11 protein-coding genes, 1 tRNA gene and 2 pseudogenes are annotated in these 14,021 nt (G+C 60.2%); 5 read left to right on the forward strand and 9 right to left on the reverse strand.

The genetic code is table 11. From position 1 onward, the window contains the following. Positions 1–2 precede the first annotated feature (2 nt). Positions 3–824 (forward strand): DUF6473 family protein, encoded by an 822-nt coding sequence (locus L0Z65_RS15980; RefSeq protein ID WP_405109182.1) that lies wholly within the window; start codon positions 3–5, stop codon positions 822–824. 93 nt (positions 825–917) lie between these two features. On the opposite strand, the gene L0Z65_RS15985 is transcribed toward L0Z65_RS15980, so the two are convergent. The 6 genes and pseudogenes from L0Z65_RS15985 to L0Z65_RS16010 form a co-directional block, all read right to left on the reverse strand. Further along, positions 918–1,844, reverse strand: coding sequence for an electron transfer flavoprotein subunit alpha/FixB family protein (locus L0Z65_RS15985; RefSeq protein ID WP_014876040.1), 927 nt, complete (start codon positions 1,842–1,844; stop codon positions 918–920). Next, positions 1,844–2,604: pseudogene (locus L0Z65_RS15990) on the reverse strand (electron transfer flavoprotein subunit beta/FixA family protein). The gene L0Z65_RS15985 and the pseudogene L0Z65_RS15990 overlap by 1 nt, the downstream one beginning before the upstream one ends. A gap of 336 nt (positions 2,605–2,940) precedes the next feature. Beyond that, positions 2,941–3,513: a cob(I)yrinic acid a,c-diamide adenosyltransferase gene (locus L0Z65_RS15995; RefSeq protein ID WP_096872705.1), complete on the reverse strand. Its 573-nt coding sequence runs from the start codon at positions 3,511–3,513 to the stop codon at positions 2,941–2,943. Positions 3,514–3,516: 3 nt separating this feature from the next. Then, complete coding sequence (locus tag L0Z65_RS16000; RefSeq protein WP_405109186.1) at positions 3,517–3,723, reverse strand: twin transmembrane helix small protein; 207 nt, start codon at positions 3,721–3,723, stop codon at positions 3,517–3,519. A 67-nt stretch (positions 3,724–3,790) separates the two neighbouring features. Further along, positions 3,791–4,621, reverse strand: a complete 831-nt coding sequence (locus L0Z65_RS16005; RefSeq protein ID WP_405109189.1) for an SDR family NAD(P)-dependent oxidoreductase — start codon at positions 4,619–4,621, stop codon at positions 3,791–3,793. Between the two features lie 33 nt (positions 4,622–4,654). Next, entirely contained in the window at positions 4,655–5,356 is a 702-nt protein-coding gene (locus L0Z65_RS16010; RefSeq protein ID WP_405109192.1) for an SH3 domain-containing protein, read from the reverse strand. Positions 5,357–5,670: 314 nt separating this feature from the next. Between L0Z65_RS16010 and L0Z65_RS16015 the strand changes: the two genes are divergently transcribed. From L0Z65_RS16015 to tuf, 3 genes are all read left to right on the forward strand, one after another. Then, complete coding sequence (locus tag L0Z65_RS16015; RefSeq protein ID WP_405109195.1) at positions 5,671–8,019, forward strand: DNA topoisomerase IV subunit A; 2,349 nt, start codon at positions 5,671–5,673, stop codon at positions 8,017–8,019. A 127-nt stretch (positions 8,020–8,146) separates the two neighbouring features. Continuing rightward, complete coding sequence (locus L0Z65_RS16020) at positions 8,147–8,758, forward strand: hypothetical protein (protein WP_405109198.1); 612 nt, start codon at positions 8,147–8,149, stop codon at positions 8,756–8,758. 262 nt (positions 8,759–9,020) lie between these two features. Then, the gene (gene tuf, locus L0Z65_RS16025; RefSeq protein ID WP_024095804.1) at positions 9,021–10,196 is read left to right on the forward strand and encodes an elongation factor Tu; all 1,176 of its coding nucleotides are present in this window, start codon (positions 9,021–9,023) and stop codon (positions 10,194–10,196) included. 395 nt (positions 10,197–10,591) lie between these two features. On the opposite strand, the gene L0Z65_RS16030 is transcribed toward tuf, so the two are convergent. Beyond that, entirely contained in the window at positions 10,592–11,302 is a 711-nt protein-coding gene (locus tag L0Z65_RS16030) for a lysophospholipid acyltransferase family protein (RefSeq protein ID WP_405109201.1), read from the reverse strand. Between the two features lie 152 nt (positions 11,303–11,454). Between L0Z65_RS16030 and L0Z65_RS16035 the strand changes: the two genes are divergently transcribed. Further along, positions 11,455–11,530: transfer RNA gene (locus L0Z65_RS16035), tRNA-Trp, on the forward strand. A 379-nt stretch (positions 11,531–11,909) separates the two neighbouring features. Here the strand turns inward: L0Z65_RS16035 and L0Z65_RS16040 are convergent. Then, positions 11,910–12,794 (reverse strand): annotated as a pseudogene (locus L0Z65_RS16040) (UDP-N-acetylglucosamine-peptide N-acetylglucosaminyltransferase); the annotation flags it as partial. Continuing rightward, positions 12,739–13,893, reverse strand: coding sequence for a tetratricopeptide repeat protein (locus L0Z65_RS16045; RefSeq protein ID WP_405109204.1), 1,155 nt, complete (start codon positions 13,891–13,893; stop codon positions 12,739–12,741). The pseudogene L0Z65_RS16040 and the gene L0Z65_RS16045, both read right to left, overlap by 56 nt. Positions 13,894–14,021: the final 128 nt, after the last annotated feature.

Raw genomic sequence — 14,021 nt, forward strand, 5'->3', positions numbered from 1 at the left:
TTATGAGCTATGAACTCAAGAGCGCGACAGCGCTTGCGGGCGAGCCTTGCAGCTATGCGGGTTCGAAATTATTGGTCCGCGGGCTGGCGCGTAATCTGACTGAACCATATTTGGCATTTATTGGCGGCACAGAGGTCTTCGGACGCTTTGTCGAACGACCGTTTGTGTCTGAAACTGAGGCGTTGCTTGATCGTGTTTGCGTAAATCTGGGCAGTGTGAACGCCGGTGTCGACAGTTTCCTGAGCGACCCTGATATTCTGGAAATCGCGGGCCAGGCCGAAACAACGCTGCTGCAGGTGCTTGGGGCACAGAATATCTCCAATGGGTATTACAAGGTACATCCACGGCGCAATGACAGGTTCCTTTGTGCACATGAGCCGTTGCTGGAGCTCTACCCGGAAGTGGACTTTACCGAATATCACTTCAACAAGCACCTGCTGAGCGCGCTCAGATCTTGTTGCACAACCCGTTACGAAACGGTTCGTGATCATCTGCAGGATACATGGGTTGAACGTATGGGGGAGTTGATCTCTGCCCTGAATGGTGCGGTGACGCTGCTTTGGGTGCACTACGACGTCGACCAGCAGGCTTTGTTTGGTCACGAACCTGCCCTCGTGGACCGGCCCATGGTGGATGCGCTACGCGCCCGCGTCCTCGGGGTGTTGGAAATCCCCGTGCATACCGCGCGGGATGCAGCTGATATTGACGGCATGTTTTATGGCCAGCTTGATCTGCCTTCGGCACAGCGCATGCTGGGACCAAAGGAGCATCTGCGGATAGCGCAACAGGTGGCGCAGTATCTGCGACCCCGTTTGAACACCTAAGGTCTACACAACTGGACCACAGGCCCTAGGGATGGTCACGAAAAAAGCCCGCAACACCAGTTGCGGGCTCCTTCATGCGATAACTGCAGAATCTTACAGCTTTTCAATCAGCTCGGGCACAGCCTGGAACAGGTCAGCGACCAGACCATAGTCGGCCACCTGAAAGATCGGAGCCTCTTCGTCTTTGTTGATCGCGACGATGATTTTGGAGTCTTTCATGCCTGCCAGGTGCTGGATTGCACCGGAGATGCCAACTGCAACATACAGCTCAGGTGCGACGACCTTACCGGTCTGACCCACCTGCCAGTCGTTCGGTGCATAGCCCGAGTCGACTGCAGCACGGGACGCGCCAACTGCGGCCCCCAGCTTGTCTGCGAGGCTTTCGATCAGTTTGAAGTCCTCCTCGGAGCCAACACCGCGACCACCGGACACAACCACACCGGCCGAGGTCAGCTCGGGGCGATCGCTGGCGGCGACTTTGTCCTCAACCCATTCGGACAGGCCGGGGTTTTCGGCTGCGGAGATGGTGTCAACAGAGGCAGAGCCGCCGTCGCCAGCCGCGTCAAAGGTGGAGGTCCGGAAGGAGATCACCTTTTTCGCATCGCGCGACTTCACGGTCTGTACCGCGTTGCCTGCGTAGATCGGGCGCTCAAACGTGTCGCCGTCGACAACGCCGGACACATCCGAAATCACCATCACATCCAAGAGCGCCGCCACGCGAGGCAGGACGTTCTTGGCGTCTGTGGTTGCGGGCGCAACGATGTGTTCATAGTCGGATGCCAGCGACGCGATCAGCGCTGCAGTCGGCTCCGCCAGGCGGTGGCCCAGCGACGCATCTTCGGCGACCAGAACCTTGGCGACGCCTGCGATCTTCGCGGCTTCTTCGCCAGCGGCGGCTGCGGATGCACCAGCGGCCAGCACCGTCACATCGCCCAGTTTGCCCGCAGCGGTAACCGCTTTTGCAGTTGCATCCAGCGCCAGGGCACCATCGGTCACTTCGGCAAGGAGAAGAACAGCCATTACACAGCCCCCGCTTCTTTGAGTTTCCCAACCAGCTCATCGACCGAGCCCACAATGATGCCAGCGGCACGGGCTTCGGGCTCTTTGGTGGAGATGATTTCCAAGCGCGGCGAGACGTCGACGCCGTAGTCGGCGGCGGTTTTCTCGTCGAGCGGCTTTTTCTTCGCTTTCATGATGTTCGGAAGCGAGGCGTAGCGCGGCTCGTTCAGGCGCAGGTCCACGGTGACGATGGCGGGCATCTTCACTTTGATGGTCTGCAGGCCGCCGTCTACTTCGCGGGTCACAACAGCGTTATCGCCGTCGACGTCCAGCTCAGAGGCAAAGGTGCCTTGCGACCAACCCAAGAGCGCAGACAGCATCTGACCGGTTGCGTTCATGTCGTTGTCGATCGCTTGCTTGCCTAGCCAGAACCAGACCGGGCTGCTCTTCCTCGATCACTTTGGCGAGGATCTTGGCAACGGCCAGCGGCTCGATGTCGGTGTGGACATCTTCAGCGGCGTTGACCAGGATCGCGCGGTCGGCGCCCATGGCCAATGCGGTCCGCAGGGTTTCCTGCGCCTGCTTCACACCGATGGAGACAACGACGATCTCATCAGCTTTGCTTAGCTTCCTTGAGGCGGATGGCCTCTTCGACGGCGATTTCGTCGAACGGGTTCATCGACATTTTGACGTTGGCGAGATCGACACCGCTGCCGTCCGCTTTGACGCGGACCTTCACGTTGTAGTCAATCACGCGCTTGACAGGCACGAGTACCTTCATTTTGCGTTCTCTCCTTAACAAACGGCAAGCCGCCGAGGCGACTCTCCTCCATGCTCTCGCGATGTTGATAGCGGCTTAGATTGCGCCGCAACAGGGCAAAATCGTCACGTTACCGCCCTCCGACGTCGCGTCTGACGGTTTGCATCAGCAGTTTTGCAGGAATGTTGCGACGCAAGATGCTGCACTGCCGCAAGGGAAGCAGATCACACCGTAGAATCATGGCGCGGCGGTGGAGCGATCCGGGCGCGGGTGTGTCTATCAGTCAGCGTCGACAGATGACGCGCCGTACGGGCCGATCAGACCTGCACGGCGCGATAGACCCGCTCCGGGGGGGGGCTAGCGATTGGCGCCTGGCACCCACAGAACATCGCGGGCCCCATTGTCATTGGCAGCGCGCGATGCGACGAAGAACCAGTCCGAGAGCCGGTTGAGATACTTCACCGCCGCTGGATTGATGTCCTCCTGCGTCGCCAGGTCGGTCGCCAAACGTTCAGCACGCCGCGCCACAGTGCGGCAGACGTGCAAATGCGCGGAGAGTGCAGCCCCGCCCGGCAGCACGAAGCTGCGCAGCGGCGAGAGTTCCGCGTTCATCGCATCGATTTCCGCTTCCAGCCGCGCGACCTGCGCATCGGCAACCCGCAAGGGCGGGTAGTCAGCATCTGCATCCTTGTCCATTTCCGGCCGACACAGATCTGCGCCAAGATCAAAAAGGTCATTCTGAATGCGGGCCAGCGCGGCATCCATCTCATCCTTGGCCTCAAGCCGGGCCACCCCGACAAAGGCGTTCAGCTCATCCGAGGTGCCATAGGCGTTCACCCGCGCGGAGTGTTTGGCGACACGGTCGCCATTGCCAAGCGCAGTGTCCCCTTTGTCGCCGGTGCGGGTGTAGATTTTGTTCAATACGACCATGGCTTACTGACCTCCCTGAGCGCGAAGATAGACGTAGCCAAGGATGAACACCACGGCGAGAAACTGAAACAGGATGCGCAGGCGCATCATCTTATTGGCGTTTCTGGCATTGAAGGCACCGCTGGCGCCGAACCCACCAATGCCGATCACCAGCACGATAACAGTTGCTGCGATGGCAGCAATTGCCAGGATGTAGAGCGGATCGCCCATCTTCTCATATTCCTTGTTTCTTGTCGCGCTAGCCGCTGCCCCCATGGCAGGTCTGGCCGCGCATCAGCTATCTAAGCCGCGCGAGGATGCGGTCAATCGCGCGTGTTGTCAGGATGCGTTTTAGCACACCGCCAATATGGGTCGGTACGGTGACATAGTAACGCGGATGCGGGCGTTTGCTCTCGCAGGCATGAACCAGTTTGGCTGTAACAGCGGAGGCGGGGAGCTCAAACCTGTCTGGCCCGGTGCTTTCATAGAGACGTTTCAGCAGGCTCGCCTCATAGCGGTCACGCAGGGCGGAGTTTTCCCAGTCGACGTATTTCTCGAAATGCGGAATGGCTTTTTCGCGGATCTTCGATGTAACGGGGCCGGGTTCGATCAGGATGACATGGATCCCGCTGTCCCGCAGTTCGACACGCATGGTGTCGGTCAGCCCCTCAATTGCGTGTTTGGTGGCGACATAGGCCCCCCGCCAGGGGAAGCTCACAAATCCGAGGATCGAGGAATTCTGCACGATGCGCCCGTGCCCCTGTGCGCGCATCACCGGGATGACGTTGCGGGTCAGCTCGTGCCAGCCAAAGACATTGCTTTCAAAGATGCTGCGCAGCCCGTCGGTGGAGACATCCTCGACCGCACCGGGCAGACCATGGGCGCCGTTGTTGAACAGAACATCCAATGTGCCGCCGGTGTGCTCCAGCACTTCGCCAAGACCGCTGCGGAGTGTCTCGGCATCTGTGTAGTCCATCAGTGGGCTGATGAACCCTTGGGCACGCAACCTGTCGCAATCGACGCGCTGACGACACGAGGCAAAAACAGTCCAGCCGCGTTCGCGCATCCCATGGGCTGCATCCAGGCCGATCCCGGAGGAGCAGCCTGTCATCAGGATTGTTTTTTGCATGAAGCCCCTCGCGCGGTCACCTGTACCGACGCTTTATGGGCGTTTCTGGCTCACCAGGGAAGCGGCAATCCAGCCAACTTTGCCGTCTTTTACGGTGCGCAGGTGCAACCAGCCGGTGCCGATATCTTCAAATACCGCAACTTCTTCACCGTTGCTCAGCCGGTCAACGATGGGATAGACCGTGCCCGGACCGGAGCGCATATTGACGCGTGTCGCGGTGATGGAGCGAATGTCAGCCTTCGGCTCCACGATGTCCTGCGGGTCGGTCTCAAGCGCGGCCTGGACCAGCGGTTGTGCCGATAGCCCGTCTGTGAGCGAGGCCAGCTGCACCGCTCCAGATGTTGCAGGGGACGTTTGGAAGCTCGCCTGAGACGCCGACGTGGCCGAAAATGCGGTATCACTGTTGCTAAGGCCTGCGCCGACAGCGGCGATCTGCTCCATCGCGACCCGAGAGCGCAGCGCAGGGTCGGCGGCTGGTCGGGCCGGTTTGGTGTTTGCCGCTTGTGTTGTGTCATTTTGCGGGACGCGCAGGGCCACCTTGCTGACCAGCGACTCGGCCGTCACCTGAGCGCTGCGCACAGATGTAGTTGATGGGCTGCTGTCGCTGCCAAAGGCTGCTTTGGCGATATCAAGCGCGGCCGACGGACCCTTCGGCGGTTCAAAATCGGCGCCGCCACTGGCCTCGTAGAAGCCCCAGCCCAAGAATAGAAACGATGCAATAACAAAGCGTGACATATACAAATCCCCCCCAGGATCAGCCTGAAAATCTGTGCAAATTCACGAGTGGCAAGCGTCCGCCCGCATGCAGATAATACGCAGCTGCAACACAGTTTGTTCCGGCGTCTTTCAATCCTACAGCAGTTTCGCGAGTCGCAATAGGGGAGAGGTGGCCGCTTTCTCCCCCGAGTGAGCGACGGTGCACACGAAGAGATGTCGGCGTTCGGCCCCCCCCTCGCATATGGTTGTGGTCGGGCCGATATATGGGGGTAACTCCGCATTTTCTCACGGCCCCGCTTTACCAAGGCTGGAGGGGGCAGTATCACCAATACATGACCGACCTGGTAGATGATCAAGACACCCCCGATTCCCCCGCATCCGGAGAAGTATTGGAACCGTTGCGCCGCGCGATTGGCGAGCGTTACCTGACCTATGCTCTCAGCACCATCATGCACAGGGCCTTGCCCGATGCGCGTGATGGTCTGAAACCGGTGCATCGCCGTATTCTCTACGCCATGAGCCGTCTGCGGCTCACCTCCACTGGCGGCTTTCTGAAATCGGCGAAGATTTCCGGTGACACCATGGGGGATTTCCACCCTCACGGCGATGCCGCGATTTATGATGCTATGGCGCGTCTGGCGCAGGACTTCAACGTCCGCTACCCGCTGGTCGACGGTCAGGGCAACTTTGGCAATATCGACGGCGATAACCCTGCGGCCTCGCGCTACACCGAAGCGCGGATGACCTTCGTTGCCGAGGCGATGCTGGAAGGTCTGAGTGAAAACGCCGTTGATTTCCGTGACAACTACGACGGACGTCTGACCGAACCGGCGGTGCTGCCTGCGACATTCCCGAATATCCTCGCCAATGGGGCGGCCGGTATCGCCGTGGGCATGGCAACAAATATCCCGCCGCACAACATTAGTGAGCTGATCGATGCCTGCCTGCATCTGATCAAGACCCCTGATGCGCGCGATGACACCCTTCTGAACTATGTGCCCGGCCCGGACTTCCCCACGGGAGGCATTATTGTTGAGCCCAAGGAGAACATCGCCAAGGCGTATACCACAGGGCGCGGGTCTTTCCGTCTGCGCTGCACCCATGAGGTCGAGGATCTGGGCCGCGGCCAATGGCAGATCGTGATCACCGAAATCCCCTATCAGGTGCAGAAATCGAAGCTGATCGAAAAGATCGCGGAACTGATCCAGACCAAGAAGATCCCCATTCTGGGTGATGTGCGCGACGAGTCGGCGGAGGATATCCGCATCATTCTTGAGCCGAAGTCCAAGAATGTGGACCCCGAAGTGCTGATGAACATGATGTTCCGCAACTCGGATCTGGAAATTCGCTTCAGCCTCAACATGAACGTCCTGATCGACGGGGTCACGCCCAAGGTCTGTTCGATGAAGGAGGTGCTGCGCGCCTTCCTTGATCACCGTCGCGATGTCTTGCAGCGCCGCTCGCAGCACCGGATGGATAAGATCGATCATCGTCTTGAGGTGCTCGAAGGCTTCATCATCGCCTTCCTCAATCTGGACCGCGTGATTGATATCATCCGCTATGACGATGATCCCAAAGCGGCGTTGATGCGGGAAAACTGGTCGCAGGATCACCCGCGCGCCTATACCGAAGCAGACTATGTTTCGCCTGCTACCGGTGCCGGGGAGTTGAGCGAGGTGCAGGCCGAGGCGATCCTCAACATGCGCCTGCGCAGCTTGCGCCGCTTGGAAGAGATCGAACTGGTGCGCGAACGTGACGCCCTGCGCGAAGAACGCGCCGGGCTGGTTGAATTGTTGGCGTCGGAAGACCTGCAATGGTCCCGCATCGCGGAACAGCTGAAGGACACCAAAAAGCAGTTCGGCAAAACCTATGAGGGCGGCCCGCGCCGCACCCGCTTTGCCGAGGCGGGAGAGGTCGAAGAGGTCCCGCTGGAAGCCATGATCGACCGCGAGCCGATCACTGTGGTTTGCTCGCAAATGGGCTGGATCCGGGCGATGACCGGCCACATCGATCTGGGGCGTGAGTTGAAGTTCAAGGACGGCGACGGCCCGCGCTTCATCTTCCACGCCGAAACCACAGACCGGTTGCTGGTCTTCGCCTCCAACGGGCGGTTTTATACGATTTCCGCGTCCAACCTGCCCGGCGGGCGTGGCATGGGAGAGCCATTACGGCTGATGGTTGACCTGCCGAACGAGGTCGAAATCGTCGATATCCTGATCCACAACCCGGAAGGCCGCCTGCTGGTCGCTTCGGATGCGGGCAATGGTTTCATCTGCGCCGAAAAAGATATCGTGGCACAGACCCGCAGCGGCAAACAGGTGCTGAACGTCAAAGACGACGACCGCGCCAAGATCTGTATCCCGGTGACGGGCGACCATGTTGCGGTGGTGTCCGAGAACGGCAAATTCCTTGTCTTCGCGGTTGAGGAAATGCCGGAACTGACCCGTGGCAAAGGCGTGCGTCTGCAGAAATACAACATGGCGCGTGGCAAGCAAGGCTCGTTGGAACTGGATGGCGGGCTGAGCGATGTCAGCACCTTCAACTGGGACGATGGCCTCAGCTGGGAAATGGGTGGCGGCAAGACACGGCACGAAACTGACTTGGGGCAATGGTTGGGCAAACGTGCCGGTATCGGCAAGCGGCCGCCGTATGGTTTCCCGCGCAACTACAAATTCAAATAAGGCACCTCTTGCGGCCACGCACCTGTGGCCTCAGCGCCACCCGTCGGAACCACGGGGCCATCATGGCTTTACCGGTTCCGCACGGGGCGGCTATCTGAAGGCGTCTGTTAACTGAAATGAGACTGCTATGATCCGGATCTTCGCTCTTCTGGCCGCCATGGTCGCCGTTGCCGCCTGTACCGCAGCCGCGCCTGACGAACCGCTGGAGGATCTCGGAACCTTCAAGCTGGGCCATAATATCGTCATCGCCTCCAAGGTGCAGATGGTGCCGGGATCGCGCGAGGTGTCCAAGCAAGAGTGGGTCGATATCCTCACCAATGAGGTCGATGCCCGGTTCAACCAGTATGACGGCGACAAGATCTATCACTTTGGCATCAGTGTTGAGGGCTATTTTGTTGCTCCCGGCGGTGTGCCGCTTGTGCTTAGCCCGAAATCTGTTCTGGCGATCAATGTGACTGTCTGGGATGACGCCGCAGGCACCAAACTGAACAAGGTCGTGAAGAAATTCACCGTCTTCGAGACGACAACCGCAGACAGCTTCTTGGTTGGATCGGGCCACGCGCGCACCCGGGAAGAGCAGATGCGGGGGCTTGCGCGCAATGCTGTCGGCCAGATCGAAGACTGGCTTGTTGAGCAGCGCAAGGACAACGGCTGGTTTGAGCCAGAACAGAGCGATGCTGCGGACCTCAGCGAAGATGCCAGCGCCGCAAGCGCCGGGCCCGCGGCAGCGGCTGGCTAACGGTCCAAGATCGCTGTTTTTATCGCGTTCTAGGTGGCAGAAATTCGCGCGCATAGCGCACGCATTGGAGGCTTCGGCCTGACATCAGGCCAGCTGCGATGAGCTGGGCGCGCGGGCTGTGGGGTCTGGTCTACGATCTCGCGGGGATTTGCGCGCCGACGTGCCGGAACGGGTTGATTTTCACCCGCAAACCAAATAAGCCGCGCGCGCAGAGGAAATTCGGGTCGGGTTCCGACCCCCAATTCAAAAGGGCGCCTACAGAATGGCTAAGGAAAAGTTTGAACGTACAAAACCGCACGTCAACATCGGCACCATCGGCCACGTTGACCACGGCAAGACCACGCTGACCGCAGCGATCACCAAGTATTTTGGTGACTTCAAAGCCTACGACCAGATCGACGGCGCACCTGAAGAGAAAGCGCGCGGGATCACCATCTCCACCGCGCACGTGGAATATGAGACCGAAGGCCGTCACTACGCCCACGTCGACTGCCCCGGCCACGCTGACTATGTGAAGAACATGATCACCGGTGCGGCGCAGATGGACGGCGCGATCCTGGTTGTGAACGCTGCTGACGGCCCGATGCCGCAGACCCGCGAGCACATCCTGCTGGGCCGCCAGGTTGGCATCCCGAAGATGGTCGTGTTCATGAACAAAGTGGACCAGGTTGACGACGAAGAGCTCCTGGAGCTGGTCGAAATGGAAATCCGCGAGCTGCTGTCGTCCTACGACTACCCCGGCGACGATATCCCGATCATCGCAGGGTCCGCTCTGGCGGCGATGGAAGGCAACAAGCCTGAAATCGGCGAAGAGAAAATCAAGGAGCTGATGGCGGCTGTTGACGATTACATCGACACCCCTGAGCGCGCTGTTGACCAGCCGTTCCTGATGCCGATCGAAGACGTGTTCTCGATCTCCGGTCGTGGTACTGTTGTGACCGGTCGTGTTGAGCGCGGCGTGATCAACGTTGGCGACTCGATCGAAATCGTTGGTATCCGTGACACCTCCACCACCACCTGTACCGGTGTGGAAATGTTCCGCAAGTTGCTGGATCGTGGTGAAGCCGGCGACAACATCGGCGCGCTGCTGCGTGGTGTCGACCGTGACGGCGTTGAGCGTGGTCAGGTTCTGTGTAAGCCGGGTTCCGTGAAGCCGCACACCAAGTTCGAAGCTGAGGCCTATATCCTCACCAAAGAAGAAGGTGGTCGTCACACCCCGTTCTTCGCGAACTACCGTCCGCAGTTCTACTTCCGCACCACCGACGTGACCGGCACCGTGACCCTGCCTGAGGGCACCGAGATGGTTATGCCGGGCGACAACCTGAAGTTCGACGTTGAACTGATCGCGCCGATCGCGATGGAGCAGGGCCTGCGCTTCGCGATCCGCGAAGGCGGCCGCACCGTCGGCGCTGGCGTTGTGTCGAAAATCACTGAGTAAGACGGCTTTGCCGTCTGGCGGGCGGCAGTTGGTTTTGCGCAGCAAAATTAATGAGAGCCCGCACCAGTGAATGAACTAAAGAAGGCCGCTCCAAACGGGGCGGCCTTTTTCTGTGCGGCAGTGATGGGGCAGGGCAGAGACCGGTTAGAGGCCTGAACGAGACGGCAAAGCGATCGACTTTTCTCTTATGGCTTTCATGAACACCTGCGTTACGGGGATTTCTGCCAAGGCATGGTTGGTGTCGCCAGAGAACGCCTTTTTCCGAACCTTGCTTGTAGTGCAGGAAAGCAGGTCCACAAACCGCGCGGTCTTCGGGGCGGTGGGCGGAGATCAAAGAATACTCTGCGTATCGGTGATCAATCCACCAACCGAAACTGCGGCGAAAACCGTGCTAACTAACCTGCCGGGTACTTCTGCCCCTCACCGTCGCGCCCGACCGCCGTATCGGCCGCATCGGTGATGGCGTCCAGTGAGGCCTGCAGGCTCAGTCGCAACGTTTCCACTTGCTCATCAGTGGGCTTCTTCGGCACTTCCTCTGTCCATTCCTGACAGAGGAGAACACCACGTGAAAACGGCAGCGGCAGCATCTGTCTGTCCCAAGTTGGCAGCTTGATCACTTTCCGCTCTGCAAAAGCGACGGTGAACACACGGCATCCGGTCATCCGTGCCCACGTGATCGGCACGCCCGAGGAAATACGAGCAGGCCCTCTCGGTCCGTCGGCGGCGATGCCGATGGAACAGCCTTCTTTGGTCCGGCGCAGCACTTCGCGGGATAGGGCGACGTGGCGCTTGTGGCTGGACATCGGGATGGTCTCAAACCCCAGTCGCACCAGGATCTGTCCGGCCAGCCGCCCGGCGCGCGCGGCGGAGGTCAGGGCGCAGATGCGACCCAGCGAAGTGTCGAAGAGATAGGGCGCCATGATCAGCCGCTGGTGCCAGAGCACGAAGATCACGGGTTCCCCTGAGGCGACGCAGGCATCCATCTCCTCAAATCCGCGACGCTCCCAGCGTGAGGTTCGATAGGCGAATCGCACATAGCCAGCCAATAGGGCCTCGACGGCGCGATTCACCTTCGGGCTGTCGGCGATTTTCTTACGCAGGCTCACTCTGGGCTCTTTCTTCTGGATCCTTTGCCCTGTCATACTGGAGCCTGACAGCCGGGACCAGTCATCCCGGCCTGAGACGCGGAAATCAGGGGGATTTCGTCGATTTCCCTCTTGCCAGCGGCGCATCCCTGGCTTAGGAACTGCCGCACCGTAGGGGTATAGCTCAGTTGGTAGAGCGACGGTCTCCAAAACCGTAGGTCTCGGGTTCGAACCCTGATGCCCCTGCCATTTCCCAGATTTCCAAATCCGCAGTCAGCCCCGTGCTGGTATCTGTCAGGTGTTGTTGTCGGTGTTTATCACGGGTGGACGGCTGCGGCAGTGACCTGCATCCCCGCGGGATGACCCCGCCGCCTTGTTCGGGCAGCGAGGGCATGTGCGTTGGTTTGCCTATATTGTGATCAAGCCGCGTGAATGGGTGGCGCGGCCACTTTCCCGTGGGAGAACCTGTCAACGGGCGGTTTGGGGAGGGGTCCTCGGCCGGGACCGCCACGTGCTGGGGCGGTAGGGCGTCGCAATGGCGTGCGAACACAATATCCAACCCACGCTCCAGGTCCTGCATATAGCCTGCCGTATTGAACAGCGGGGCCTTGGAGTGCATCAGACGCAGCTTGCTGCGCAGCGCCATCAGCTGGTCGCGATCTCCGGCCAGTTCCAGAGCGCGCGCTTCATAGGCCTGGGGCGTTGTTGTCTGCAGCTCCTCCATCCCGGCGGCGGCCAGCAGGCTGGCGGTGGTGCGTGCGGCGAACTGGCGACCGGCCATCGTCAGCACAGGTAGCCCGGCAATCAGCGCATCACGGGCCGCAGGACCGGCATTTATGGTGAAACTATCGAGGAAGAGATCCGCAACCATGCTGCGGGCCATCCGCTCTTCTCCGGTGCAGGGGGGCGCAAAGATCAGGCGGTCAGGGTCGACACGGCGATCACCTGCGGCCTGGCGAAGCGCCGCCTGCGCCTCTTCGGGGTGATCTGCCAGCCAAAGCACGCTGCCGTCGATTTTTGTCAGCAGACGCATCCAGATGTCGAACTCACGCGGGGTTACCGCGTGGCTGGCGGTAAAACTGCAGAACACAAAGGCCTCATCCGGCAGATTGCAGTCGCGACGGCTAAACTGATGTCCAGACAGATCCTGCGGACCTGACACACTCAGGTAGCTCTGCGGCATGCGGATCAGATGTTCCTCGAAATACCGCTCACTGCCGGGCGGGCAGGTGACCGCATCCCCGAGGATATAATCATAGGCGGGGGTGCCCATGGTGCCGGGGAAGCCTGGCATGGCAACTTGCACCGGCGCGATCCGGGCCGAGAACACGGTGGCATCAGCCTCATGGGTGTAGCTGGTCAGATCAATCGCAATATCCAGCTGGTCTGCCACGGCCTGCGTCTTGATTGTGGTGGGCGATAGTCCGCGAATGTCGCGGTGCAGGACGCCGATCAGATCAGCGCGCGGGGCGCTGGCGGTGTAGACATAAAGGGCGAGATCGGCTCTGATCATGGCGGGCGAGCAGACTGTCGAGCAGCCGCAGTGCGTCCAAATCCTGGGCTGAGCTGACAAAATAGCCGACACGAAGCTGCTGGGGCCGGGTTCCTGCCCGTGGGCGTTGCGGTGCCGGATCAGCCTGCAGCCCGGCGCTGGCATGGGCCTGCATCCGGATGCGCAGGAGGTCGGGGTTATCTTCGAGACCGATCTGAGCCTGCGGCGCACATGCAGAGCCGCGCAGTCCCAGATGGCGGCGGTGATCCCGATATTCATCCAGCCAGCGCCAGTCACAGATATCAGCCATCAGGCGCAGCTTCTGGGCGCGGGCACGATCATCGTTTGGGCGGGCCAGCAGGATCTGTTCCAGATTGCGGATCGCCTCAACCCGGTCGCCAGCCATACCGGTGAGCTGGGCGAGATTATAGCGTGCCTCCAGAAAACCCGGCGCAAATCGTGCGGCCTGCCCATAAAGATCGCGCGCGATACCCAGATTGCCAAGCTGGCGCTGGATATTGGCACGGTTGTAGAGCAGCTGCGCATTGTCCGGCGCCTGATCGATTGCACTGGCGAAGCACTGGTCCGCTTCGATGATACGATCCTGATCCAGCAGAGTATTGCCCAGATTATTCAGCGCGGGCAGGCAGGTCGAATCAAGCGTCAGTGCTTTTTTGTAGAGCGCGACGGCATCCTCCGGCCGGTTCTGGCGACGGTAGACATCGCCCATCGCAGCAAAGGTCGTGGGCGAGGTCGGGTTCAACTCGCAGGCCTTGTTGAGGCAGGTCGCAGCCTCATCCAGCGCGGTCTGTGCCAAGTGGCAACGACCCAGAAGTTCCCAGAGAAACGCAGATTTCCGGTGGCTGTTCAGCAGTTCTGCGCATCGGGTTGCGGCCTGCTGATGGTGCCCGTGCTGAAACAGCGCGGTCAGTTGCTCCTGCAGCTCAGGATCCAGTTTGGTATCCGTTGGCTGTTGCCGCGCGTGGCCGCGCCCGGAAAGCTTGCCGGAAATTTGCATGGTCAGCGGTGGGGTTGCCTGCGCTTCGCGCTGGGTGGCGGCCCCTGCTGGGGTGGTTTGACTCAGGCCGCTTGCCTGTGGATTGTTCTGTGCGAGGGTCATGGAATCCTATCTCATAATCGCGCTCGGTGACGGGCAGGGCGGGATGTGATGGCACCTGCGCTACCCGGTGGCGATATTTATGCCTCTCGAAAATTAAGATAGAATTGACTGCGCCGACGGCGGTTGAC

This window comes from Phaeobacter sp. BS52, assembly GCF_045040595.1.
Taxonomy (GTDB): Bacteria; Pseudomonadota; Alphaproteobacteria; order Rhodobacterales; family Rhodobacteraceae; genus Phaeobacter; species Phaeobacter piscinae.

Bases quoted from the DNA above. Each gene is read 5' to 3' on its own strand.
- L0Z65_RS16015 (WP_405109195.1), top strand. From the start codon at position 5,671: ATGACCGACCTGGTAGATGATCAAGACACCCCCGATTCCCCCGCATCC.
- L0Z65_RS16005 (WP_405109189.1), bottom strand. From the start codon at position 4,621: ATGCAAAAAACAATCCTGATGACAGGCTGCTCCTCCGGGATCGGCCTG.
- L0Z65_RS15985 (WP_014876040.1), bottom strand. From the start codon at position 1,844: ATGGCTGTTCTTCTCCTTGCCGAAGTGACCGATGGTGCCCTGGCGCTG.
- L0Z65_RS15995 (WP_096872705.1), bottom strand. From the start codon at position 3,513: ATGGTCGTATTGAACAAAATCTACACCCGCACCGGCGACAAAGGGGAC.
- L0Z65_RS15980 (WP_405109182.1), top strand. From the start codon at position 3: ATGAGCTATGAACTCAAGAGCGCGACAGCGCTTGCGGGCGAGCCTTGC.
- L0Z65_RS16045 (WP_405109204.1), bottom strand. From the start codon at position 13,893: ATGACCCTCGCACAGAACAATCCACAGGCAAGCGGCCTGAGTCAAACC.
- tuf (WP_024095804.1), top strand. From the start codon at position 9,021: ATGGCTAAGGAAAAGTTTGAACGTACAAAACCGCACGTCAACATCGGC.
- L0Z65_RS16000 (WP_405109186.1), bottom strand. From the start codon at position 3,723: ATGGGCGATCCGCTCTACATCCTGGCAATTGCTGCCATCGCAGCAACT.
- L0Z65_RS16010 (WP_405109192.1), bottom strand. From the start codon at position 5,356: ATGTCACGCTTTGTTATTGCATCGTTTCTATTCTTGGGCTGGGGCTTC.
- L0Z65_RS16020 (WP_405109198.1), top strand. From the start codon at position 8,147: ATGATCCGGATCTTCGCTCTTCTGGCCGCCATGGTCGCCGTTGCCGCC.